Source organism: Kitasatospora sp. NPDC098663, from assembly GCF_044760075.1.
Taxonomy (GTDB): Bacteria; Actinomycetota; Actinomycetes; order Streptomycetales; family Streptomycetaceae; genus Kitasatospora.
On sequence record NZ_JBIWAP010000011.1, the window covers coordinates 3130 to 25807 of the forward strand.

The window sequence follows — 22678 nt, forward strand, 5'->3', positions numbered from 1 at the left end:
CGGTTGTGGTTGTGGTTGTGGTTGTGGTTGTGGTTGTGGTTGTGGTTGTGGTTGTGGTTGTGGTTGTGGTTGTGGTTGTGGTTGTGGTTGTGGTTGTGGTTGTTGGGCTGGTTTCTCCGGCGGGTTGCGGTCGGGGCGGGGGCTGTCGTCGTTCGGGTTCGCGGTGTTGTCGGTGGTGGGTTCCGGCTCGGTGTTTGTGGGGGTGGTGGCCGGGGCGAAGGCGGCCGGGATCTCTTCGACTGTTCGGGCGGCGGGGGCGGGGGCGGGGTGCTGTTGGGCCCAGCCTTCGAGGAGGCGTGCGTAGGCCTCCAGGCGTGGTGGCCTTGGTTCGGAGCGGCCGGCTTCCCAGTTCTTCACGGATTGCACGGTTGACTTCAGTACCTGGGCCAGTCGCGCTTGGGTGACTCCGGCGGCCTCTCGGAGGCGTGCTCTTTCGGTTGGCTCCGGCAGTTGCGGGCCTGGGTCGTTCAGTAGCGCGTCCACTGCTGCGAACAGTTCGTCCTGTGTGGGCATCGGAACTCCACCTCCTCGCCCTACACTAGTCCATTTTTAACCCTGGAATTGAGGTTCTGTGGTGGTGGTGGGGCCTTGTCCGTGTGGCTGTTCCATGGGTTTTCTGGCTGTCGGGTTGTTCGTTGGCGGAGGTTCTCTTAGCCCTGAAATATCTGGTGTTGGGGGTGTGGTGACGGCGGCGGGTCGGGGGTGTGGGGCGGGGTTCGGGGTGGCTGGTGGTGGGGTCCGGTGTGTTTCGCGGGCATGAGCCGGGGGTTGGCGGGATTCGTCGTCGTGGGTGGGCTTGCTGCCGTGGGTGGGCTTGCTGCCGTGGGTCTCGGAATTGTCCGCGTCGTTCGGAATGGGGCGTCCGAGAGGGGTTGTGGGGGCTGGGATCGAGGGGGTCTCGGTTGTCGGTCGGTGTGGTGCGTTGGGGGACGCGGTCCGTGTCGGCACGAACTGGGGCGCGGGCGGTGGTCGGTGGTCGCGGGTGGGTGTTTGCTGCCGTGTCTCTGTCGTGGGTGGAAAGTTCGTGGGTGAAACGTGATAAAAGCGGCGGGATCAAGCTCTGTCATGAACGCGATCGCGCCGTTTTTCGTGCGGCGGGCTGACGTGCGTCGCCCCGGGGTGAAGATCAAACCGGGGCCGCGGTATCGCCGCGGAAGCCGGTGTCCGGGCGGGTGACGCACGGCCCGGGGCGGCGGCGCGGGACGAACAGGACGAAGGGGAAGGGGCGCGGATGCTCTTGGAGCGCGACGAGGTGTTGGGCGCGGCCGCGGCGGCAGGGGCGGCCGCGCGGGCGGGCGGCGGGCGCTGGGTCCTGCTCTCGGCGCCGGTGGCCGGCATGGGGCGCAGCGCCACGCTGGAGGCGGTCGTGCGGCAGGAGGCGGGCGGCGGTGCCATGCGGGTGGGGCGGGTGCGCGGTGTACCGGAGGAGGCGGAGTTCGCGTTCGGGCTCGTGCGGCAGCTCTTCGCGGACGACGGGGCCGTTCCGTTCGCGGTGCCGGCCGGGGCCGACGAGCAGCGGTTGTTCCACCGGTGGGTGACGCGGCTGGCCCGCTGGGCGGCCGAGCGGCCGGTGCTGATCGCGGTGGACGACCTCCATCACGCCGACGAGCCGTCCCGGCGTTGGATCGGTTACCTGGCCCGCCGGATCGCGGAGATTCCCGTCCTGCTGGTGGTCACCGAGTGCGGTGACCCGTCCGGTCCGGGGCCTTTTCCTTCTCCCGCGGGTGTGTCGGTCGTCCTGCGCGCTCTGAGTGTGTCCGCGGTCGTGCGCATCGCCCGGGGCGCCGGTCTGGGCCGGGAGGACGTCGTGACGTGTGTCGGGGCGGGGGCCGGGAACCCGGCGCTGGTGCGGGCGCTGGTCGCCGATCTCGGTGACGGGCCGCTGCCCCGCCCGCCCGCCGCCCGCTCCCGCAGCCGTTACCGCGAGGCGATCGCCGACTGGCTGGGGCGGGGGGTGGATCCGTGTCTGCGTCAGGCCTGTCTGGCTCTCGCCGTCGCGGCGGAGGAAGGGGTGGCCGGGGACCCCGGGCTTCGCCGTCAGCTCGCCGGTCTCTGCTCGTCCAGGCGTTCGCCGGACGAGCGGTCGGTGCGCCGTCTGGACAGGCTGCTGAGCCACCCCCTCGCGCGCGAGGCCGTGCTCGCCGCCGCCGAGCCGCAGGAGATCACGGCGCTGCACACCCGCATCGCGGAGCTGCTCGACGAGAGCGGTGCGCCGGCGACCGCCGTGGCCTCCCGGCTGCTGCGGGTGGAGCGGCCCGGCGAGGCGTGGATGGCCCGCTCGCTGGCCGAGGCCGCCGAGGAGGCGGTGCGCGCCGGCCGCGTCGCGGAGTCCGCCGCGTATCTGCGCCACGCCCTGAGCGGGCCGCTGGATCCGGACCGGCGCGCGGCCCTGACCATGCGCCTGGGCGCGCTGGAGCTCGCGCGCAACGCGAGCGCCGGTATCCGCAGGCTCCACACCGGAGTGGAACTGCACAGCGATCTGCGGGAGCGGGCCAGGGCGGCGACCGCCCTGAGCGCGGCCCTCGTGGCGGGCCGCGATCCCGGCACCGCGCTGCGGGTCCTCCACCAGGCCGGCCGCGGCGCCGACGACGGCGAACTCGTCCAGGTGCTGCAGGCCCTCGCCGCGCTCGTCTCCTCGCACGACAACGACGCCTGGCGCGGCGCCGTCGCCGGCCTGCGCGCGCTCGCCCCCACCGCGCCGCCCGCCATCGAGCCGCTGGTGTGCGGTCTGATCACCGAGTACGAGGCCGGGGCCGGCCTCTGCTCCGCCGCCGAGGCGCTCGCCCGGGTGCGCCCGCGGCTGGCCGCCCCGGTGGACCCGCGCCTGCGGACCGCCTGGCTCGGCAGCGCGGCCACCCTGCTGCAGTGGGCGGACCGCCTGGAGGAGGCACGCGAGCTGACCGGCCGGTGCCTGCCCGCCCCGCCCGTCCCCCCGGACCTGACGGACGTGGGCCTGCAGTGCCTGCTCAGCGTCCGGGCCGAGGCCGCGCTGTGGGCGGGAGAGTTCGACCGCGTCATCACCGAGAACGCCCCCCTGGTGGAGACGACCGCCGGACAGGGCGTGCGACTCCCCCACCTGGCGGCCATGGTGGCGGCCGCACACCACGAGAGGGGCCGGCGCGCCGGGGCGTGGGAGGCCGTGGCACTGGCCGGACCCCGCGGCGGCGACAGCTCCTGGGAGTGGAACGAGCTCGGCTACACACGGGCCCTGCTGCACGCGGCGGACGGCCGCTGGCAGGCCGCCCTCGACGACTACCTGGCCTGCGGAGCCGGACAGAGCGCCCACGGCTTCGTCAGCCCCGTCGCCACACCATGGCGTTCCGGAGCGGCGCTCGCCCTGGTACGGCTCGGACGGCGCGAGGAAGCCCGCGAACTCGCCGAGGAGGAACTGCGCCACGCCCGGACCTGGGGCACCGCGCGCACCATCAGCCGGGCGCTGCGGGCACACGCCGCGGCCGTGGGCGGCAAACTGGCGCTGTCCTCGCTGACCGAGGGCGCCGAACTGCTCAGGGCGGGGTGCGCGCCGGTGGAACTCGCGGAGACCCTGGTCGATCTCGGCCGGGCCCACCTCGGGGCCGGCAACGGCCGCAAGGGCCGCGACACACTGCGCGAGGCACACGCGGTGGCCCTGCGGCTGACCGCGCCCGCCCCGCAGGCCGGGCAGGCGCCCGCCACCGGCCGCCTCCTCGACCTGACCGCGGGCGCGCTGCGCGAGGGCGGGGTACGCAACAGGAACGGCGGACACGCACTGACGCCCGCCGAACGACGCGTGGCCAAACTGGCCGCGGCGGGACACACCAACGCCCAGATCTCCTCCACGCTGTGTCTCACCCGCCGCACCGTGGAGACCCACCTCACCAACACCTACCGCAAACTGCGGATCGCCCGGCGGACCCAACTGATGGCGATCCTGGAACGATAGGAACAGCAGGAACGGCAAGGGGCGGTAAGGGGCGGCAGGTAGGGGACGGCAGGGCTGGTGCGGGGCGGCGGCGGGGCGGGGCGCCCCCGCCCGGGTCACGCGGGGAGGTGACCCGGGCGGGGGCGCTGGTTCGGTCCGCAGTGATCAGGACTTCGACAGGGTGAAGGCGATCGCGGCGTTGTCGCCGCTGCCGCCCTGCCAGGTGCACTTGTACCCGGACGGGGCCGAGCAGCTGTAGCCGTTGCTGCCGGTGTAGGGGTTGTTCCAGTACACCCTGACCTTGTTGCTCTCCCCGGACACGTCGAAGGTGACCTCGCCCTCCGTGCCGGTCATGAAGCCGTCCGACTCGCTCGCCCACTTCGCGGTGACACCGGGCTGGACCATGGACGGGGGCAGCATGTTGTCGGACCAGATGCCCCAACGCAGGCTGGAGCCGGAACGGACAAGCAGCTTGTCCGAGTTGTTGGTCAGGTTGACGCTCGTACTGCGGGCGGCGGTGACGCCGGGCACCACCGCGTCGACGCTGTCGGCACCGGCCGACCGGGACGCCGGCCAGACGTCGAACTTGACGCCGGCGTTGTTCCCGCTGCCGCCGCTCTTGTAGCAGGCGTACCCGGCCGGGACGGAGCAGCTGTAGCCGTTGCTGCCCACGTAGGGGTTGTTCCAGTAGATCTTGATCTCGCCGCCGGCGAAGGCGTAGGTGATGTTCCCCTCCGTCCCGGTGCCGGCCCCGCAGGACTCGCTCGCGAAGCTGGGCTCCTTGCCGGTGGGGATGTAGTCGGGCGGCAGCATGTTGTTCGTCCAGCAGCCGTGGTCGAGCTTCTCCCACGTCTTGGTCAGGCCGTACGCGGTGTGGTTGGACAGGGTGACCTGCGTGGAGCGGGCCGCGGTGATCCCCGCCAGGCCGTCCGCGGTCGCCTGCGGCCCGCTCGGCCCGGTCGCGGCCTGCGCGGCCGGGGCGAGGGTGAGCGCTCCGGACGCCATCAGCACGGCGGTCAGGGCGCCTGCGGCCGTGCGGGACAGGCCGCGCTTGGAAGTCGTGCGTCGCATGGGTCTACCAACTCTCTTCAAGGCTGGACGAGCGGGCGCCGGGTCGCGCCCGCCGTGTTCTCATCCGGGGTCGGCGCGGCTCGATGCCGGCGCCGGGGGCTCACTGGATGTAGAGCTCCCACCTCTTCGCGCCGTCGACGATGACCTCTTCGATCAGCTGGGCGACGGCGCTCCCCAGGCCGTACAGCACGTAGTACGCCGCCTGCGCCTCGACGAACGAGTCGTACCGGCCGGCCCAGCGCCAGATCGAGGACACCGACGCGCCTTCCTGGACGGCGGGCGTCGCGGAGGCGTGGGCGCGGGCGGGGGAGGCCACGGCGGCGTACGCCTGGGCGGTGCCGCCGGCCAGGACCGCGGCGGCGATCGCGGCGCAGAGCGAAGCTGAACGAATTTGCCTGTGCATGACAAATACCCCTTCTGGGCGTTCCACGTGAACGGCCGGCCACCCGCGGCGGATCGGCCCCGCCCCGACCCGGCTGCGGGATGCGGTGGCAGTCACAGGCTGACACGCCATCACCACGCTCGGGCATCGTGGAAAACCGCGAACTTGGCGCGGCCTGCGTACCGAGGCCCTGCCGGCGGGGCGGGGCGGGGCGGGGCCGAACGGAGGGGTGGAGCGAAGGGGTGGAGCGGGGCGGGGTGGCGCCCGGTCACATCCCGGCGGCGGCCAGCCAGGTGGCCGCCGCCGCGGCGGCGAGGAGCCCGGCGTTGAGCCCGATACGGCGGTCCCCGCCGGTCAGGTGCACGGCGATCGCGCCGGTCTGCAGGAGCACGAACCCGGCGGCCGCGGCCACGGCCAGACCCGGCGCGACACCGGCCGCCTGCGGCAGCAACAGAGCGGCGGCGCCCAGGAGTTCGGCCGCCCCCAGCGCCCTGACCGCGGGCAGCGGCACCCGGTCCACCCAGGCCATCATCGGGCGCAGCCGGTCGCGGTCGCGGGTCGCCTTGAGCGCGCCCGCGTAGAGGTAGAAGGCGGCGAGCGGTACGGCGACGAACCAGTAGGCGATGGTCATGACGTCCTTTCACGGTCACCGCCGGTGGGTGACCCGTGGGCTTCAGGCCGCGTCGGTGGCGGGCTCGGTGGCGTAGCGGCTCATCGTGCGCAGGCCGGCCTCGGGGGTCGGCGGCCCGCCGGCGGCGGCCATGTCCCGCAGGTCCCGGAAGTACTGCACGTACAGGTCGGGGGTGAACACGCTGAGCATGACGGCGCTGTGGTCGGTCACGTTGGCGAAGGTGTGCGGGGCACCGGGCGGGACCATGACGAACGTGCCCGCGCTCGCGTCGTGGTGCTGGTCCCCGACGGTGAAGCGCACCGTGCCGGAGATGACGTAGAAGCCCTCGTCGTGGCGGGCGTGGCGGTGCTGCGGCGGTCCGGGGGTGTGCGGGGCGAGGAGGGACTCGGTCATCGCCAGGCGGTGCCCGGTGTGGCTGCCGTCCTCCAGGACGCGCATGCGCGTGGTGCCCAGGACGATCGTCTCGCCGTCGCCGGGGGCGACCACCGAGACGGTGGGGCCGGCCTGCGGTTCACTGGTCTTCGCTGTGTCGGTCATGTTCCGAGTCCACCGCCGGGGCGGTGCCGGTGTCCAAGACCTGTTGCGCCGCGACGATACCCGGGGGGTATCGTCGCAGCGTGGAGCTACGCACCCTGCGCTACTTCGTGGCGGTCGCCGAGGAACTCCACTTCGGCCGGGCCGCCACCCGCCTGCACATGAGCCAGCCGCCGCTGAGCCGGGCGATCAAGCAGTTGGAGAAGGAGAGCGGCGCGCTGCTGTTCGCCCGCTCCCCCGCCGGTGTCACCCTCACCCCGGCCGGGGCCGTGCTGCTGGACGAGGCGCGGGACCTGCTCGAGCGGGCCGAGCGGATGCGCGCGCGCATGGCCGCGGCGGCCGGCGCCGCGACCCTGACCGTCGGCATCCTGGGCGACGGCACCGACCCCGGCATCACCCGGCTGGCGGCCGCCTTCCGCCGCAGCCACCCCGGCGTCGAGATCCGCGTGCGCGACACCGACCTGACCGACCCGACCTGCGGACTGCGCGCCGCACTGGTCGACGTCGCCCTGACCCGCGCGCCGTTCGACGACACCGCCCTGGCGGTGCGCGTGCTGCGCACCGACCCGGTCGGCGCGGTCCTGCGCGCCGACGACCCGCTGGCCCGGCGCGGCCGCCTGGAACTGGCCGACCTGGCCGACCGCCGCTGGTTCCAGTTCCCCCCGGGAACCGACCCCCGGTGGCAGTCGTACTGGAACGGCGGCACCCCGCGCGAGGGCCCCGTGGTGCGCGGCGTCCAGGAATGCCTCCAGGCCGTGCTCTGGAACAGCACCGTCGGTCTGGCCCCGCTCGGACACGACCTGCCCGAGAACCTCACCACCGTCCCGCTGGCCGACATGGCGCCCAGCCCGGTGGTCGCGGCGTGGAACGACGGCGACACCAACCCGCTGGTCCGCTCGTTCGCCGAGATCGCCACGGCCGCGTACCGCCAGGTGTGAGGGGACGGCCCCCGCGGGAGGGTGGCGTCCGTCGAAATCCGCCGCGTGCCGGGCATCGAGGAGTTCCCGCAGGACAACGAGTGGATCGCCAAGGAGCGGGCGTGGCGCGAGCGGGGCCGTCACGAGCGGGGGCAGAACTCCGCCTCCAGCTCGGAGGTGAACACCGCGATCGGCCAACTCCCCTCGACCCAGTCGCCGTTGACGTTGGTGGCGAGCAGGTGCCGGCCGTCACGGGTGCCGAACACGTAGGACCACGAACCGTTGATGGCACCGCCCATGCCCCAGACGGTGGGGCCGCAGTCGAGCCTGATGCCCGCCACGCCCAGCCCGTAGTCCGCCTGGTCGATCCACTGGTGCCCGGTCGGGATCATCGTGAACATCTCCCGCTGCTGGGCGGGCGGCAGGAGCCGTCCGCCCAGCAGGGCGGCGAAGAAGGTGTTCAGGTCGCGGACGTCGGAGATCATGTCGCCGGCGGCCCAGCCCCAGGACGGGCTCAGTTCCGTCACGTCGTAGGCGGTGGGGTTCGGCCCGGTGAGCCCCAGACGCGAGTACTCGCGCCCGTGCGGCCCGTGGACGGCGGTGTCGTCAAAGGAGGGTTCGTAGGTGGCGGTGAGGCCCAGCGGGGTGGTGATCCGCTGCCTTATCTGCGCGGCCAGGGTGCCGCCGGAGGCCCGTTCGACGATCAGGCCGGCGAGGACGTAGTTGGTGTCGGAGTAGGTCCAGCCGGCGCCGGGCGCGAAGTCGGGCCGGTGGGCGACCGCGATCCGGACGAGCTGTTCGGGGGTGTAGCTGTCGAAGCGGTGCCGCAGGAAGGGCAGGCCGCTCGCCTCCTGCCGGACCTTCTCGTCCATCGCGTAGTTGTAGATGCCGCTGGTGTGGTTGAGGAGCCGGCGCACGGTGATCCGCTCGCCGTCGTAGCCGGGGGCGTCGAGGAGGCCGGGCAGCCAGCGCTCCACGCTGTCGTCGAGACTCAACCGCCCCTCGGCGGCGAGCTGGAGGACCACGGTGGCGACGAAGGTCTTGGTGGTGCTGCCGATACGGAACCGGTCCTGCGCGAGACGGGCCCGCCCGGTGGCGAGGTCGGCGACACCCGCACTGCCGAACCACCGACGCCGGCCCTCCCGGACCTCGGCGACGGCGCCGGGCACGCCGCCCGTGGCCACCGCCCCGTCCAGCACCCGCTGGACCCCCGGATGCCCGCCCCCACCGTCCGGCGCGGACACGGCGAACGCCGGTGCGGCGGCGGCGCCGGCCGGCACGGCCCCGGCAAGCAGGGCGGCGACGGCTGCGCGCGTGATGGTTCCCATGGTGTGTTCCCCCTCGACGTGGTGTCACGGTTCGGAAGGAAGCTACGAGCAAATTCACATAATGGTCAATACGAAACCCGGCACTGGTGGATATATCCGCAGCTAGATGCCGCCATATTCTTGCAATGACCCTCCCGGTGAATGCAACAGAACGTCGCGCTCCCATTGCAACAGTGGGCGAGCCGGGCGGATACTGTTCACGCGACGGAAGGAGACGAGGACGGATGCCCGGAGCCAGGCTGACCCCGCAGGACCGCCACCGGATCGCCGCCGGACTGGCCGAGGGGCTGGGCTACGGCGAGATCGCCCGGCAGATCGAACGGCCGACCTCGACCGTCACCCGCGAGATCGCCCGCAACGGCGGGCCCTCCGACTACCGGGCCGAACACGCCCAGCGCGCCACCGCGCAGCGCTCCCGCCGCAGCGGCGCGACCGCCCGACGGGCCGGCGCCACCACGCCCCCGGCCGAGGGCCGCGACCCGCAGGCGGTAAGCGAATTCGCCGACGAACTGGCCGAGTTGCTGGTGCACAGCGGCCTGCCCAGAATGGTCGCCCGGGTCCTCGCGTGCCTGTACGTCACCGACGACGGCAGCCTCACCGCGGGCGAACTGGTGCAACGGCTGCAGGTCAGCCCGGCCGCCGTCTCCAAGGCCGTCGGCTACCTGGAAAGCCAGGCGCTGATCCGCCGCGAACGCGGCGAACAGCAGCGCCGGGAGCGGTACGTCATCGACGACGACGTCTGGTACCGGGCCCTGCTGGCCAGCGCCGAACGGAACACGATGCTCGCCGGCGTCGCCCGCCAGGGAGCCGAAACACTGGGCCCCGGCACACCGGCCGGCGCCCGGATGGACGACGCCGCGGCCTTCCTGGACCGGATCGGCCAGGACATCGTGCGCTCCGTCCGGCAGTGGCGGGAGGAGAGCCGGCCCGGATCGCGGATCGGCTGATCCCGGGCACCCCCTGCGGGGCGGTCGGGTGAGATGCGCAATGGTCCGGGCGGGTGCGCTCCGCACCCGATCGGGTGCCGTATCCGCGGACACGCGGCGGGTCTTCGACAAGGTGGTCGCGGTGGGCCGGCAGTCGGCCCTCGGGACGTGCCGACGGCCGGGGCCGCCGGGGACGGGACGGACGGACGGACGGCGATGGCGGGCTCGCGCAAACGACCGGAGGACGTCGCGCTGCCGAGGCTCGGCACCCGTCAGCTGATGACGATCTCGACCGCGACCTCACTGGTGACGGCCGGCGTGTCCCCCATGGAAGTGCCCCTTCGTCTGGTTCGTCCGAGACGGTCGCACCGCCCCGGCCCGCTGCGGAGGCATGCTTCCACGAGCGCTGCCGGGCGACGCCCCGGGGCCCCGGGGAAGCGGTCGTGCGGGGCGGGTGTGCCGGGCGGGGGGTGACGGGATCGGCGGGGGGCGGCCCCGCGGGGGCGACCGGAGGGCGGCGACAGGCTGAACCGGGCCCGTCCGGTGCCCCGTTCCTCCGTGAAAGGCAGCTCTGTCGTGCTGCCGTCACTGCCGATTTCCGTGGAGGACCGCAGTGCACCACCGTTCCCGTTCACTGCCCAGGGTGCTCGGCGCGGGCGCCGTCTTGAGCCTGGCGCTGGCACTCACCGTGACCGCCTCCCCCGCCCTGGCCGCGCCGCCGGGCCCGACCGCCGAGTCCGATCCGGTGCCCTCCCTGGTGGCCGGGGAGGGCACCGCCGCCCCGCAGTTGGTGACCGGCCTGTCCGAGGCGGCGCCCGGCGCCCCGGTCGAGGCGGCCCGGGCGTATCTCGCGGCCCACCTGGACCGGTACCGAGTCGATCCGGGCCGGCTGACCGAGCTCGCGGTCGAGCGCACGGCCGCCGACCGGCACACCGTCAGGTTCCAGCAGTACCACGGCGGGGTACCGGTGCTCGGCGGGCAGTACCTGGTGCGCCTGGTCGGCGAGGGAGCCGGCCAACGGGTGGAATCGGTCGGCGGCAAGTACTTCACCGCGCTGACGGCGCCGACCGCCGCCACCGTGCCGGACGCGGTACTGCGCAAGCTGGCGCTCGGCTCGCTCCCCGACCCGCGCGCCCGGGCCGGGGCCACCGCCGAGGACCGCGGCCTGGTCGTCCTGCCCGGCGGCACCGGCCGACTCGCCCGGCACTTCACCGTGCACGCCGCCGACCCGGGCAACGGCGAGCCGCTGGTCCGCGAGGTCTACGTGGACGCCACGCTCGGCGTGGTCGCCTTCGCCCACGACTCCTCGGCCCCGTACGAGGTCGGCGGCGCCGACGGCACCGGGGCCGGCGCCGCCCGTGGCGCGGCCGCCGCCGAGCCCGCCACCGGGACCGCCCCCGACCTGCGCGGCCGTACCGTGCCGGTGAACATATCCCGCCAGCCGGACGGAAGTTACCAACTCGTCGACCTCACCCGGCCCGCCACCATCACCACCTACGACGCGACCGGACGGGATTACTACGAGGTCGGCGGCCACCTGCCCGACGGCATTCTCCCGGTCGGCTCCCCGGGGCCGGACTTCCCGGCCTCCACCGGCACCAGCGGCGCCACCGACGCCCACCTCAACGCCGCCGCCGTGTACGGCTTCTACCACGACCGGCTCGGCCGCGACGGCCTGGACGGCAAGGGCGGCCCGATCGTCTCCGTGGTGAACGTGAGCAACCACGGCAAGCCCTTCCCGAACGCCGCCTGGGACGGGCAGAAGATGATCTACGGCAACGGCAACGCCAGGTTCCTGCCGTTCTCCGCCGCCCTCGACGTGGCCGGGCACGAGATGACCCACGGCGTCATCTCGCACACCGCCAACCTGGTCGGCGACGGCCAGTCCGGCGCGATGAACGAAGGGCTCGCCGACTACTTCGGCAACGCCATCGACGTCACCGCGCACGGCATGTCCATGGACGACCCGGCGGCCCCGCTGATGGGCGAGAACCTGTGCCGCACCGGCACCCCCCAGGAGTGCGCCAACCGCCGCCTGGACGACCACCGCACCACCGTGGACGACTACCTCGGCGCCGGGCTCGACCTGGACAACGGCGGCGCGCACCTCAACTCCACCATCTTCAGCGGCGCCCTGTGGGACATCCGGCGCACCCTCGACCCGCTCACCGCCGACCGCCTCGTCTACCGGGCGATGGCCGAGTACCTCACCCCGCTCGACGACTTCGTGGCCGGGCGCGACGCGGTGCTCGCCGCCGGGAAGTCGCTCAAGCTCGGCAAGGCCGAACTGCGCAAGGTGGCCGCCGCGTTCGACGCGCACGGGATCAAGGCCGGCTGGCAGAACCGGATCGCAACGGACACCCGCCCGCTGCTGCCCGGCGCCACCGCCCCGGTCGGCCCGGCCGCGGGCGGCGGCCACTGGGTGATGGGCAACACCGACCCGAACGGCAAGGGCGCGACGGCCCTGTACACCGGCTCCACCACCTCCCCCGGCGCCCCGACCCGGCTCAGCCCGGACGACGGGCGGATCCACGGCTGGGCCGCCACCGACGGCACCTCCGCCGTCTGGCTGGCGATCGGGCCCGACGCCACCGGCACCTGGGGGACGGAGGTGCTGGCCCGCCAGCTGTCCGGCGGCCCGGTGCGCAGCGTGTTCCACTCCCCCGTGCAGTCACCCGACACCGTCCGGATGTCCGGCGGGGACATCGCCCTCACGGTGAGCGACAACGACACCGGCCGCACCCGGGTGCAGCTCTCCCACAACGGCGGCCCGTTCGTGGAACTCCCGCTGCCCGAGGGCCACAACCTCACCGCGCCCCTCACCTTCAAGGACGGCCTGCTCGGCTGGATCGAGACCTGGACGGCCGACGGGGCCACCGTCCAGGCGCCGACGGTCTACTCGACCGCCACCGGCAAGGTCACCGCCCAGTACCCGGTGGCCACCCCGAACGGCACCGACCCCCCGTACCTCAACTTCCCTCAGCTCGCGGGCGACCGGCTGCTCTGGCTGGCCGCCCCGGCCGACGACACCCGCCCCACCGCCCTGCGCTCCGGCGCCCTGGACGGCTCCGGCGTGCGCGACCTGCTGCCCGCCGACTCGCCCTACACCCCGGCGGACATGGAGCTCACCGCCACCGACCAGGCCGTCACCTTCATGCACCGCAGCGCCCAGCCGAGCGGCGGCTGGTCGAACGCCGCGCTGCCCAAGCTGTACCAGCTGCCGCTCGCCGGCGGCACCCCCGTGCGGGTCTCCTGCAATCGGGGCAGCCAGTTCCACGCCGCCGCCGACCAGGGCACCCGGGTGGTCTGGCTGGACGCCACCGCCGGGCGCAACGACCTCGTGGTCCGCGACCGCCCGGCCGGAACCTGCTGATCCGAGCACGCACGGCTGTGTCGTTCGCCCCGGTGCCGGCGGGCACCGGGGCGGACGGCGAGGCGGGCACCGGGGCGGGCGACGGATCCGGGGTGGACGGCGGATCCGGGGTGGACGGCGGGCGCCTGCCAGCGCGCTGTGCGCGGTTTGCCAGCGGCGGGCCACAGGCTGGGGCCGTCCAGATCACCCGGCAACCCGAGGGAACCGCATCCATGTCGCCAGCTACTTCTCCTACGTCTTCTCCTCCTTCTTCTCCTACTTCTTCGGCAGCCCCTTCGCCGTCCCGCGCGCGGTGGTCGCGCCGCCTGCGGCTGGCGCCGCTCGTGCTGACGGCCTCGGCCCTGGCCGTGGGGCTGGCCGCCGGACCGGCGCTCCCGGCCCCCCTGCCCGCCGCCGCGGGATCCGTGCCCGCCTCGACCCGGAGCGGGGCCGAGGCGCAGCGGGTCCAACTGGAGAAGCTGGCACGGCAGTTGGTGGCCGCCGGGGCGCCGGGGGTGGTGGTGCGGGTGGACGACGGCCGGGGCCGGCCCGTCGAGATCGCCGAGCAGGCCCCCTGGGCCGCGGCGGACCAGCGGCTCGCGGTGGGGGACGAGTTCCGGATGGGCTCCAACACCAAGACCATGATGGCCGTGATCGCCCTGCAGCTGGCCGCCGAGGGGCGGCTCGCGCTGACCGACCCGGTGGAGGCGTGGCTGCCGGGCCAGGTGCCCGGCGGCCGGGCGATCACGCTGCGGATGCTGCTGAACCACACCAGCGGCCTGCCCGACTACACCGAGGACCCCGCCGTCCTGCCGTCGATCCTCGGCAAGGACCCGCACCGGTGGACTTCCGCCGAACTGCTCGCCGTGGGCGTCAAGCGCCCGGCGCTGTTCCCGCCGGGCACCCGGTGGTCCTACAGCAACACCGACTACGCGGCGGTCGGCGCCGTCCTGGAGCGGGTCACCGGGGCGAGCCTCGCCGACCTGGTCCGGGACCGGATCGCCCGTCCGCTGGACCTGAGGCACACCTATCTCGCCACGGACGGCAGCTGGCGCGGGCGCTACGTCCGCGGCTACGAGCCGGACTCCGCCCACATGCCGGCGGGGGTGCCCGCCGCGTTCCAGGACGTGGCCGGGGTGCACCGCGACGGCCGGGTGGACGTCTCCGGCAACGACCCGGGCTGGGGCGGGGCGGCCGGGGCCGTGGTGTCCACCGCGCAGGACTGGTCGCGCTTCTACAACGCGCTGATGTCCGGCAGGCTGCTGCCCGCGGCCCAGCTGGCGCAGCTGCGCACCACCGTGCCGATGGACCCGCAGAACCCGGTGGACGGGCCCGGCTCCGGCCTGGGCATCGGGACGGTCCGCACCCCCTGCGGCACCGTCTGGGCCCACGACGGGGGGATCACCGGCTACTCCAGCACCAACCTCACCGACGACACCGGCGGCCGTACCGCCACCGTCCTGATCTCGACGGAGTTCCTGTTCGAGTTCGGGGCCGACGCGAAGCTCGCCGCGGCCGGCCAGGCGCTGCAGAGTGCGGTGACCTGCGCCATGTTCGGCAAGCCGGCCCCTGCCGCTGATCCGGCTTCAGCTCCGGCTCTGGCCACGGCTCGCTGACGGGGGCGGCCCGGCCGCGGGTGCGGGTGCGGTGATGAGAGTGGACAGCAGGTCCCTGGCCTCGGTCCGCGCCATCGCCGCACCCGCGGCGTGGGCGGACGCGAACCCGGCGGCTCCCAGGTCGGCCGTGGCCCGCCCGGCGATCCTGCGCACGTCGGTGTCACCGAGGTCGTCCGAGCCCCGCAGCAGGTCGGCGGCGCCGAGCAGGAGCGCCGCCTCCTTCGGCCGGCCGCGGCACAGCTCGATGTCGGCGGCCGCCACGGCGATCCGGGCCGCGACCGCCGAGTTCCAGGTCAGCACCAGGTGCACCGCCGGGTGGTCGAGGCGGCGCACCGCCGCGTCGGGCAGGCCGTCCGCCGCGTCCAGCTGCGCGAGCACGCCCAGCAGCAGGGCGGTGAGGTGCGAGGGCACCGGTTGGCCGCCGGGGGCCCCGCCGGGGGCCTGGGCCAGGGCGGCCAGGGCGTGCGCGCGGGCCGGCTCCCGTCGCCCGGCCCGCCACTCCAGCTGGGCCAGGCCCAGGCACACCAGGGCCCGGGGCTCGGCCCATCCGGCCTGCGCCACCTCGTCGAGCAGGCCCGCCAGCTGCCGCCGCGCGCCGTCCGCGTCTCCGGCCTGGGCGCGCATCAGGGCGGCCTGGACATCGCTGTCGACGGTGTCCTCCTGCATTCCGAGTTCCTGGAAGTACCGGGTGGCCCGCTCGTTCATCGCCAGCGCGTCGGCCAGGTCGCCGGAGCGCCGCCGCAGCGAACCGAGGGTGCTCAGCGCGGTCGCCATGCCCCACCGCTCGCCGAGCGCCTCGAAACCGGCCAGCGCGCGGGCGAGGAAGCCCGTCGCCTCGGTGACGTCCCCGGTGTGCAGGGTCAGCAGGCCCCGCACGAGCAGGCTGAACGGGCCGCTGGAGGGGTCCTTGCGCTCGCCGTCCGAGGGGTCAGGGGGGTCGGGCGTGTGCGGGGGCGGCTGCGGGCCGGCGATGGCCGCGGCCAGCCGGGCCAGCTCCAGCAGGGGGTGGGCACCGGGGTCGACGCCCGCCATCGCCGCCTCGATCCGGCCGAAGGCGGCCGCCCTGTCCTCCGGCCGGCCGATGGACTCGGTGCCGACCTCGTACGTCGCGACCACCAGCGCGCGGTCCGCCGGGTCGGCCGGCCCGGGGACCTCCAGCACCCGTTCGAGCAGGTCCAGCGACTCCGGCGGATAGCCCCGCATGGACCAGAACCAGCACAGCGCGGCGCCGAACCGGACCGCCGTCGCGGCGTCCCCGGACTCCACCGCCCAGCGGATCGCGGCCAGCAGGTCGTCCCGCTCGGCCGACAGCCGGGCCAGCCAGCGCAGCTGGTCGCGGGTGCGCAGCCGCGGCTCCGCGGTCTCGGCCAGGGCGAGGAAGAACCCGCAGTGGCGTTCGCGGGCGGCGCCGTCCTCCCCGTGGCGGGTGAGCTGTTCCAGGCCGTACTCCCGGATGGTCTCCAGCATCCGGTAGCGGGGCTCTCCCGTGGCGGCGGCTCCGAGGGGGTGCAGCAGCGACTTGTCGACCAGCGCCGCCAGCAGTTCCCGGACGTCGCGGGCCGGGGCGTCGTGGGCCTCACGGTCGCCGGGGTCGCCGGGGTCGCGGAAGTCGCCGAGCCCGGCGACCGCCTGCGCCGCGTCCTCGGTGAAGCTGCCGGGCGCCACCGACAGCCGTTCCAGTAGCGCCCGTTCGTCGGCGGCCAGCAGCTTCCAGCTCCAGGCCACCACGGCGCGCAGCGTCTGGTGGCGGGGCAGGGCGGTGCGGCTGCCCCGGGTGAGCAGCCGGAACCGGTCGTCCAGCCGGGCGGCGACCACCTCGGCGGGCAGGGTGCGCAGCTGGGCGGCGGCCAGTTCGATCGCCAGGGGCAGGCCGTCCAGGCGGTGGCAGATCTCGACCGCCGCCGCCAGCGAGCCGTCCGCCTCGGCGAAGCCGGGGCGCACGGCGGCGGCCCGGTCGTGGAACAGGCGGACCGCCGCGCAGGCGCGGGCGTGTTCGGGTGTCGAGCCGGGTTCGGGCAGTTCCAGGGGGAGCACCGGGTGCAGGTTCTCGCCGTCGATGCGCAGCGGCTCCCGGCTGGTGGCCAGTACCCGCAGCCCGGGGCACCGGCCGAGCAGGGTTTCGGCCAGCGCGGCCGCCGCCTCGATCACGTGTTCGCAGTTGTCCAGCACCAGGACCGGGTCGTCGTGCGTGAGCACCTCGGTCAGGCGGTCCAGGATCTCCTCGGTGGTGCCGGTGGTGCCGGTGGTGCCGGTGGTGCCGGGGCGGCGGGTCGGGGCCGCGGCGCTCTTGGGCAGGTCGGCCTCGCGGGTGCGCAGGGCGTCGAGCACCGCGCGGGGCACGTCCGCCGGGCCGGCCGGGGCCAGGGCGACGAACCACACCCCGCCGGACGGTGTGAGCCGGCGGCCGGCGGTGGTGGCCAGTCGGGTCTTGCCGGACCCTCCGGGGCCGACCAGGGTGACCAGGCGGGCCCGGCCGAGCAGCTCGGCCACCCGGCGGATGTCGTCCTCGCGGCCCACGAAGCTGGTCAGCGGCGCGTCCAGGTTGCCGGGCGGCCGCGCTCGGCGGGGTTCCGGCCGTTGGGGTTCCGGCCGTTGGGGTGGCGCCTGTTGGGGTGGCAGCTGGTCGGGTGGCGGCTGGTCGGCGGGAGTGCGGTGGTCGGGGGGCGGCCGGTGGTCGGGGGGTGCCGGGAGCTCGCCGCGCAGGACCGCGAGATGGGCCGCCTGCAGCTGCGGTCCGGGGTCGCTGCCGAAGGTGTCGGCCAGCCGGGCGCGCAGCCGCTGGTAGGCGGCCAGCGCCTCGGCGCCCCGGCCGCCGGCGGCCAGTGCCCGGATCAGCTGGGCGTGCAGCCGTTCGTGCAGCGGGTGCCGCGCGGTCAGCGATTCGAGTTCGGCGATCAGCTCCGGTCCGGCGCCCAGCGCGAGGTCGGCCTCGATCCGGCCCTCCAGGGCGACCAGCCGCGCCCGCTCCAGCCGCCGGGCCTCGGCGTCGGCGAACGGCGCCTCGCGCACGTCCGCCAGCGCGGGGCCGCGCCACAGGGCCAGGGCCTCGCGCAGGGTGGCGGCGGCCTCGGCCGGCCGGCCCTGCTCGTGCAAGTGCCTTCCGGAGCGGGCCAGTTGCTCGAACCGGGCGGTGTCCACCGCGCCGGCCTCGACGGCCAGCCGGTACCCGGCCGGTCCGAAGGTGAGCAGCGCGGGGTCGCCCAGGACGCCCCGCAGGCGGGACACCAGTGACTGCAGGGCGTTCGCCTGGTCGGCCGGTGGCGCCTCGGCCCACAGCGCGTCCACCAGGGCCTGTGGCCGGACGGCGCGGCCGGCGTCCAGCGCGAGGCAGGCCAGCAGCGCCCGCAGCCGCGCGCCGCCGATCGGCAGCGGGCCCGCTCCGGCGTCCAGTACCAGGGGTCCGAGCAGGCCGACGCGCACCGGGTCACTATCGCAGCACCACCGGTTTGATCGTCAAGTCGCCGGCCGGCCCGTCACCGGGGCGGCGATGGGGGGCCCGGGTGAACCGGTAGCCCCGGACAGCCATCCCCGGTCGCGCTCCGCATACGAATGTGTGTGGATGGTGACAGGCCGCCATTTCGTGGCGGGCCGATCGACCATCACCACCCTTATCTGGAAGGGCTCTTCCCCCATGCGTACTGCGCGCCGCGTCCTGACCGTCTCCGCCCTCTGCCTCCCGCTCGTGCTCGGCGGGGCGACCATCGCCTCCGCCGACACGCCCAACAACATCCCCTCCCTGAACTACGACCACGGGGCGTTCTCCGTCGGCCCGAACGGCAGTGCCCTGCACATCACCGACGTCCAGTTCGGTCCTGACGGTGCCTCGTTCCTCGACGCCGCCGTCGCGGTGGGCCCCAACGGCGTCGCCGGCTACGCCACCGAGACCGGCATCGGCCTCGGGGGCTGATCCCCGCCACTGCCCCATGCCGGGTGCCCCGGGACGGCTCGTCCCGGGGCACCCGCACGCCCGGAGCCGGACCGCGCCGGGCGCGCCGTCGGGCCCGCGCGGCGCTCACCCGGCCCCGCGCGGGCTGACGAGCATGCGGATGTCGTCGGCCGCCCAGAGGACGAACCGTTCGACCGGGACCACCCGGTGGCCGGGCACGGGCCGAAAGCGCAGGCGCTTGAGGAGGACGGCCAGCAGCAGTTCGCACTCGACCATGGCCAGGGCCGCGCCCTCGCAGCTGCGCGGGCCGAACCCGAAGGGGACCCAGGCCAGCCGCGCGCGTCCGGCCGCCTGCTCCGGGGTGAAGCGCTCGGGGCAGAACCGTTCGGGCTCGGGCCAGTGGTCGGGGTTCAGGTGGACGGCCCAGAACGGGTAGAAGACCACCGCCCCGGCCGGGACCTCGTACGCGCCGAGGGTGAGCGCTTCGGTGGTCTGGCGCGCGCCGTACGGGCCGGGCGGGTAGAGGCGCATCGACTCCTGGAGGACCGTCCGCAGGTACGGCAGGCGCCGCAGGTCGGCGTACCCGGGGGCCGCGCGGTCGCCGAGCACGCGGTCCAGTTCCCCGGTGGCGCGTTCGGCCGCCTCGGGGTGGCGGCCCAGCAGGTGCAGGGTCCAGGAGACGGCCACGCCGGTGGTGTGGTGGGCGGCGAGCATCGCCGCGAGGACGGTGTCGCGGATCCGGGCGGGGCGCTCGCCGGCCTCGACCAGTGCGCCGACCAGGTCGCTGCGGTCGGCGCGGCCGCCGGCGCGGTGGGCCGCGATCACCCGGTCGACCGTCGCGCGCAGGAGGGCGAGCGCCCGCGCGGTCCGCTCGGCGCGCTCCCGCGGGTCGACGGCGGGGGGCACCTGGTAGAGCCGTTCCAGGTAGTCGGCGAGCACTTCCTCGAAGGCGGCGGCGACGACGTCCGGGCCCTCCACCTCGCCGCCCAGGGCGTACGCGCAGATCATCCGCAGGGACAGGGCGGTCAGGTCCTGCTGCAGCGCGACGGCGCCGCCCCGCGCCGCCCAGCGGTCCGCGAGGCCGGTGGCGAGCGCGGTGAAGCGGTCGAAGGCCTGTTCGTGCGAGGGGCGGCCGGCCAGGACCGAGAGCAGGGTGCGGCGCCACGGGGCGTGTTCGTCCGCCGGGAGCACTTGCAGGTTGCCGGCCTCGAACAGCGGGTCCAGGAAGGAGAACAGGCGCTCGGGGCGGCGGTCCAGGTGCGCGGTGGCCTCCAGCAGTACCGGGTCGGCGACCGACACGGCCGTCTCGGCGCCGGGCAGCTGGAACCGCGCCACGGGACCGTACTCGGCGTGCAGCCACAGCTGGTAGGCGTGCAGCCCGCCGGCCTGCGCGATGGCGCCGACCCCGCCGTCCGGCCGGGGGTCGGGACCGGGGATCTTCATCGGACCTCCTGGTGTCGTGTGGCCGGATCCGCCGCCCGGACGGTGGACGCGGGCGGCGCCCCGACGGACTGGCACTTCGCCCACGTCGCGGCACGCGCCACCGGCGGCACGGGGATGATCATCATGGAGGCCACCGCCGTCAGCCCCGAAGGCCGCATCACCCCCTACGACCTCGGGATCTGGAACGACACCCAGGTCGCGGCCTTCCGGCGGATCACCTCCTTCCTGACGGCACAGGACACCGTGCCGGCCCTCCAACTCGCCCACGCCGGCCGCAAGGCGTCCACCGAGCGCACCTGGATCGACCGCGGCCGCGCCCTCGCCCCGGACGAAGCCCACGGATGGACGCCGCTCGCCCCCAGCGCCCTCCCCTTCGCCCCCACCCGGACCAGGCCCGACGAACTCACCGAGGAGCAGATCCGCGGGATCGTCCGGCAGTTCGCCGACGCCGCCCGGCGCGCGCTCGACGCCGGCTTCCGGGCCGTCGAGATCCACGGCGCCCACGGCTACCTGATCCACCAGTTCCTCTCCCCCCACAGCAACCACCGCACCGACGCCTACGGCGGCTCCTTCGAGGGCCGCATCCGCTTCGCCCTGGAGGTCGTCGACGCCGTCCGCTCGGCGTGGCCCGAGGACCTGCCCGTCCTCTTCCGCGTCTCCGCGACCGACTGGCTCACCGAGAACCCGCAGGACGGCCGCACCGGGTGGACCTCGCAGGACACCGTCCGCCTCGCCAAGGAACTCCTGGCCCACGGCGTGGACCTGATGGACGTCTCCACCGGAGGCCTCGTCCCCGACGCCACGATCGACGCCGGACCCGGCTACCAGGTGCCCTTCGCCGAGGCGGTGCGCAGCGGGGCCGGCATGCCCGTGGCGGCCGTGGGCCTGATCACCGACCCCGTCCAGGCCCAGGACATCCTCGCCGCCGGCAGGGCCGACGCCGTCCTGCTCGGCCGCGAACTGCTGCGCGACCCGTACTGGGCGCGCCGCGCCGCCGCCGAACTGGGCGCCCGGGTCTCCACCCCCGTGCAGTACCACCTCGCGTAGCCGCGCCCCGGTACGGGCGGTCGGGGGCCCCGCGGTTCCGGCGGCCCGGTGCGCCGGGAAGGCCCACCCCGCCGTCCGTCGGTCCCGCACACCTGTGATCAACTCTTCGGGTACCGCGGCGGGGACTGCGGCACGGGACGAACCATCAACGGGGGACGGTCACATGGTCGAACTGTCGAGCGGTCCGATGACCTGGGTGGCGGCCGGGGACAGCATCACCCGGGCCGCCCTCCACACCCACGGCGCGCGCGGCTGGGTGGAGCACGTGCAGGAACGCCTCTGCTGGCAGCTCGGCCGGCTGACGGACGTCGTGGTCAACACCGGCGTGTCCGGCTGGCGGGCCACCGACGTCCTCGGGGCGTACGACTTCGTCATCGGGCGGTTCGCACCGGACGTGCTGTCGCTCTCGCTGGGGACCAACGACGCCCCCGCCGGGCTGGAGGGGCTCGGGGAGTTCCGCGACGCCATGCGCGAGATCGTCGCCCGGTCCGCCGGCGCGCAGATCGTGCTGCACACGCCGCTCGTGGCCAGCCAGGCCGGGCGCGCCGCCCGCCCCGAGCTGCCCGCGTACTGCCAGGCCGTGCGCGAACTCGCGGTGGAGACGGGCGCGTTGCTCGTCGACCACGAGGCGTACTGGCTCGCCGAGTTCCCCGGCGGCGAGGCGATCCCGTGGCTGGACGACCCCACGCACCCCAACGGCGCCGGCCACCTGCACCTGGCCGACCACACGCTGCGCACCCTGGGGCTGGGCGAACTCACCGCCCTGTGAGCGGGCCGCGCCGGGCGGGCCGGCGGGGCGGTTGCCGCTGGTCCTGGGCTGATCGGCGGCTGGGCGGTGTCGGAAATTTTTGTCGGGTCCCTGTCTAGTTCGCTTGCGTCCTGGTGTGGTGGGATGTGCCCGTCACGGGATTCGAGGGCGCTGACGGGGGTGCGCGGTGAGGGGTGGACGGCTGTGCGGGCTGGACGGGGACGCGGCGCGGCTTGCCGCGGCGGGCCTGGTCCGGCTGGGTGCGCAGGAGTGGGTGGGCGACGCGGCCGGGGCGCCGGCGTGGCTGGGGCGGCTGCGGGCGGCGTCGTTCGCGGACGCCTGGCTGGCGTTCGGCGAGACGGCGGTGCCGGGGCTGCGGGTGCCGGCCGGGGAGGTCCTGCGGGCGCTCGCGTACCGGGCGGCGGAGCTGGTGCTCCAGGCCCGCGAGGGGGATGTGCCGGCGGTGCTGGAGTGGCTGGGCCGGCGGTCGGCGGAGGCCCGTGAGCAGGCGGGCCGGGCGGAGGTGACGCACCCGGCCGAACCGGCCGCGCTCGCCCTGGTGTGGCACGGCGTCCAGGCGGTCACCGCCGACGACGGGGGCGAGGGCGGGGGCGCTTCGGCGCACGGTCGGGAGGCCGAGGGCCGGGAGGCACACGGCCGGCGCATCGACGAGCGGGGCGAGGCGTACGTCCGGGAGCGGTACCACCGCCGGGACACCCTGGCGCTGATGCTGGCCTGCGCCCGGATCGCGGCCGCCGCGCTGGTGGAGTCGTGCGGCGGCGATCCGGGCCGGGTGGACGGGTGGCTGGAGGAGGACGCGGCCCGGTACATGGCGCTCGGCGGCCCGGCGCCGCTGTGGGTGCCGGGCCGGCCCGGGCAGCCGGCGGGGTGAGGCC

At 74.9% G+C, this 22678-nt stretch carries 16 protein-coding genes and 2 pseudogenes; 9 read left to right on the forward strand and 9 right to left on the reverse strand.

The window, feature by feature from the left end; genetic code table 11:
• Positions 1–104 (reverse strand): annotated as a pseudogene (locus ACIQVZ_RS14070) (hypothetical protein); the annotation flags it as partial.
• A 244-nt stretch (positions 105–348) separates the two neighbouring features.
• Positions 349–513, reverse strand: a pseudogene (locus ACIQVZ_RS14075) (hypothetical protein); the annotation flags it as partial.
• Positions 514–1231: 718 nt separating this feature from the next.
• On the opposite strand from ACIQVZ_RS14075, the gene ACIQVZ_RS14080 reads away from it, so the two are divergent.
• Positions 1232–3922, forward strand: a complete 2691-nt coding sequence (locus tag ACIQVZ_RS14080) for a LuxR C-terminal-related transcriptional regulator (RefSeq protein ID WP_402449873.1) — start codon at positions 1232–1234, stop codon at positions 3920–3922.
• Positions 3923–4066: 144 nt separating this feature from the next.
• On the opposite strand, the gene ACIQVZ_RS14085 is transcribed toward ACIQVZ_RS14080, so the two are convergent.
• From ACIQVZ_RS14085 to ACIQVZ_RS14100, 4 genes are all read right to left on the reverse strand, one after another.
• A complete protein-coding gene (locus ACIQVZ_RS14085) occupies positions 4067–4972 on the reverse strand; it encodes an aegerolysin family protein (protein WP_402449876.1) in 906 nt (301 codons plus the stop codon).
• A 100-nt stretch (positions 4973–5072) separates the two neighbouring features.
• Positions 5073–5375, reverse strand: coding sequence for a hypothetical protein (locus tag ACIQVZ_RS14090; RefSeq protein ID WP_402449878.1), 303 nt, complete (start codon positions 5373–5375; stop codon positions 5073–5075).
• A 247-nt stretch (positions 5376–5622) separates the two neighbouring features.
• A complete protein-coding gene (locus ACIQVZ_RS14095) occupies positions 5623–5985 on the reverse strand; it encodes a DoxX family protein (RefSeq protein WP_402449880.1) in 363 nt (120 codons plus the stop codon).
• A 42-nt stretch (positions 5986–6027) separates the two neighbouring features.
• Positions 6028–6522: a cupin domain-containing protein gene (locus ACIQVZ_RS14100; protein WP_402449882.1), complete on the reverse strand. Its 495-nt coding sequence runs from the start codon at positions 6520–6522 to the stop codon at positions 6028–6030.
• An 80-nt stretch (positions 6523–6602) separates the two neighbouring features.
• Here ACIQVZ_RS14100 and ACIQVZ_RS14105 point away from each other — a divergent pair, with 80 nt between their 5' ends.
• Positions 6603–7457, forward strand: a complete 855-nt coding sequence (locus ACIQVZ_RS14105; protein ID WP_402449884.1) for a LysR family transcriptional regulator — start codon at positions 6603–6605, stop codon at positions 7455–7457.
• A 119-nt stretch (positions 7458–7576) separates the two neighbouring features.
• On the opposite strand, the gene ACIQVZ_RS14110 is transcribed toward ACIQVZ_RS14105, so the two are convergent.
• Positions 7577–8764, reverse strand: a complete 1188-nt coding sequence (locus ACIQVZ_RS14110; protein WP_402449886.1) for a serine hydrolase domain-containing protein — start codon at positions 8762–8764, stop codon at positions 7577–7579.
• A 224-nt stretch (positions 8765–8988) separates the two neighbouring features.
• Here ACIQVZ_RS14110 and ACIQVZ_RS14115 point away from each other — a divergent pair, with 224 nt between their 5' ends.
• From ACIQVZ_RS14115 to ACIQVZ_RS14125, 3 genes are all read left to right on the forward strand, one after another.
• Positions 8989–9711, forward strand: a complete 723-nt coding sequence (locus tag ACIQVZ_RS14115) for a MarR family transcriptional regulator (RefSeq protein ID WP_350881512.1) — start codon at positions 8989–8991, stop codon at positions 9709–9711.
• Positions 9712–10303: 592 nt separating this feature from the next.
• On the forward strand, positions 10304–13063 hold the full coding sequence (locus tag ACIQVZ_RS14120; protein ID WP_402449889.1) for a M4 family metallopeptidase: 2760 nt from the start codon (positions 10304–10306) through the stop codon (positions 13061–13063).
• A 323-nt stretch (positions 13064–13386) separates the two neighbouring features.
• Complete coding sequence (locus ACIQVZ_RS14125; RefSeq protein ID WP_402449891.1) at positions 13387–14658, forward strand: serine hydrolase domain-containing protein; 1272 nt, start codon at positions 13387–13389, stop codon at positions 14656–14658.
• On the opposite strand, the gene ACIQVZ_RS14130 is transcribed toward ACIQVZ_RS14125, so the two are convergent.
• The gene (locus tag ACIQVZ_RS14130) at positions 14629–18078 is read right to left on the reverse strand and encodes an AfsR/SARP family transcriptional regulator (RefSeq protein WP_402449894.1); all 3450 of its coding nucleotides are present in this window, start codon (positions 18076–18078) and stop codon (positions 14629–14631) included. The two genes, ACIQVZ_RS14125 and ACIQVZ_RS14130, sit on opposite strands and share 30 nt — an antisense overlap.
• Positions 18079–18289: 211 nt before the next feature.
• Between ACIQVZ_RS14130 and ACIQVZ_RS14135 the strand changes: the two genes are divergently transcribed.
• Positions 18290–18565 carry a hypothetical protein gene (locus ACIQVZ_RS14135; protein WP_402449896.1) on the forward strand — a complete coding sequence of 92 codons (276 nt, stop codon included), beginning with the start codon at positions 18290–18292 and terminating at the stop codon, positions 18563–18565.
• A gap of 105 nt (positions 18566–18670) precedes the next feature.
• Here the strand turns inward: ACIQVZ_RS14135 and ACIQVZ_RS14140 are convergent, their stop codons facing one another.
• The gene (locus tag ACIQVZ_RS14140) at positions 18671–19987 is read right to left on the reverse strand and encodes a cytochrome P450 (RefSeq protein WP_402449897.1); all 1317 of its coding nucleotides are present in this window, start codon (positions 19985–19987) and stop codon (positions 18671–18673) included.
• A gap of 18 nt (positions 19988–20005) precedes the next feature.
• On the opposite strand from ACIQVZ_RS14140, the gene ACIQVZ_RS14145 reads away from it, so the two are divergent.
• The 3 genes from ACIQVZ_RS14145 to ACIQVZ_RS14155 all read left to right on the forward strand — a co-directional run bounded on the left by ACIQVZ_RS14145 (position 20006) and on the right by ACIQVZ_RS14155 (position 22674).
• Positions 20006–21034, forward strand: a complete 1029-nt coding sequence (locus ACIQVZ_RS14145) for an NADH:flavin oxidoreductase/NADH oxidase (RefSeq protein ID WP_402449898.1) — start codon at positions 20006–20008, stop codon at positions 21032–21034.
• 163 nt (positions 21035–21197) lie between these two features.
• Positions 21198–21803 (forward strand): SGNH/GDSL hydrolase family protein, encoded by a 606-nt coding sequence (locus ACIQVZ_RS14150; RefSeq protein ID WP_350881498.1) that lies wholly within the window; start codon positions 21198–21200, stop codon positions 21801–21803.
• 166 nt (positions 21804–21969) lie between these two features.
• Positions 21970–22674, forward strand: coding sequence for a hypothetical protein (locus ACIQVZ_RS14155; protein WP_402449901.1), 705 nt, complete (start codon positions 21970–21972; stop codon positions 22672–22674).
• The last annotated feature ends 4 nt before the right edge of the window (positions 22675–22678 follow it).

Coding starts and splice junctions, on each gene's coding strand:
- ACIQVZ_RS14080 (WP_402449873.1), top strand. CDS start 1,232: ATGCTCTTGGAGCGCGACGAGGTGTTGGGCGCGGCCGCGGCGGCAGGG.
- ACIQVZ_RS14085 (WP_402449876.1), bottom strand. CDS start 4,972: ATGCGACGCACGACTTCCAAGCGCGGCCTGTCCCGCACGGCCGCAGGC.
- ACIQVZ_RS14090 (WP_402449878.1), bottom strand. CDS start 5,375: ATGCACAGGCAAATTCGTTCAGCTTCGCTCTGCGCCGCGATCGCCGCC.
- ACIQVZ_RS14095 (WP_402449880.1), bottom strand. CDS start 5,985: ATGACCATCGCCTACTGGTTCGTCGCCGTACCGCTCGCCGCCTTCTAC.
- ACIQVZ_RS14100 (WP_402449882.1), bottom strand. CDS start 6,522: ATGACCGACACAGCGAAGACCAGTGAACCGCAGGCCGGCCCCACCGTC.
- ACIQVZ_RS14110 (WP_402449886.1), bottom strand. CDS start 8,764: ATGGGAACCATCACGCGCGCAGCCGTCGCCGCCCTGCTTGCCGGGGCC.
- ACIQVZ_RS14115 (WP_350881512.1), top strand. CDS start 8,989: ATGCCCGGAGCCAGGCTGACCCCGCAGGACCGCCACCGGATCGCCGCC.
- ACIQVZ_RS14135 (WP_402449896.1), top strand. CDS start 18,290: ATGCGTACTGCGCGCCGCGTCCTGACCGTCTCCGCCCTCTGCCTCCCG.
- ACIQVZ_RS14140 (WP_402449897.1), bottom strand. CDS start 19,987: ATGAAGATCCCCGGTCCCGACCCCCGGCCGGACGGCGGGGTCGGCGCC.
- ACIQVZ_RS14150 (WP_350881498.1), top strand. CDS start 21,198: ATGGTCGAACTGTCGAGCGGTCCGATGACCTGGGTGGCGGCCGGGGAC.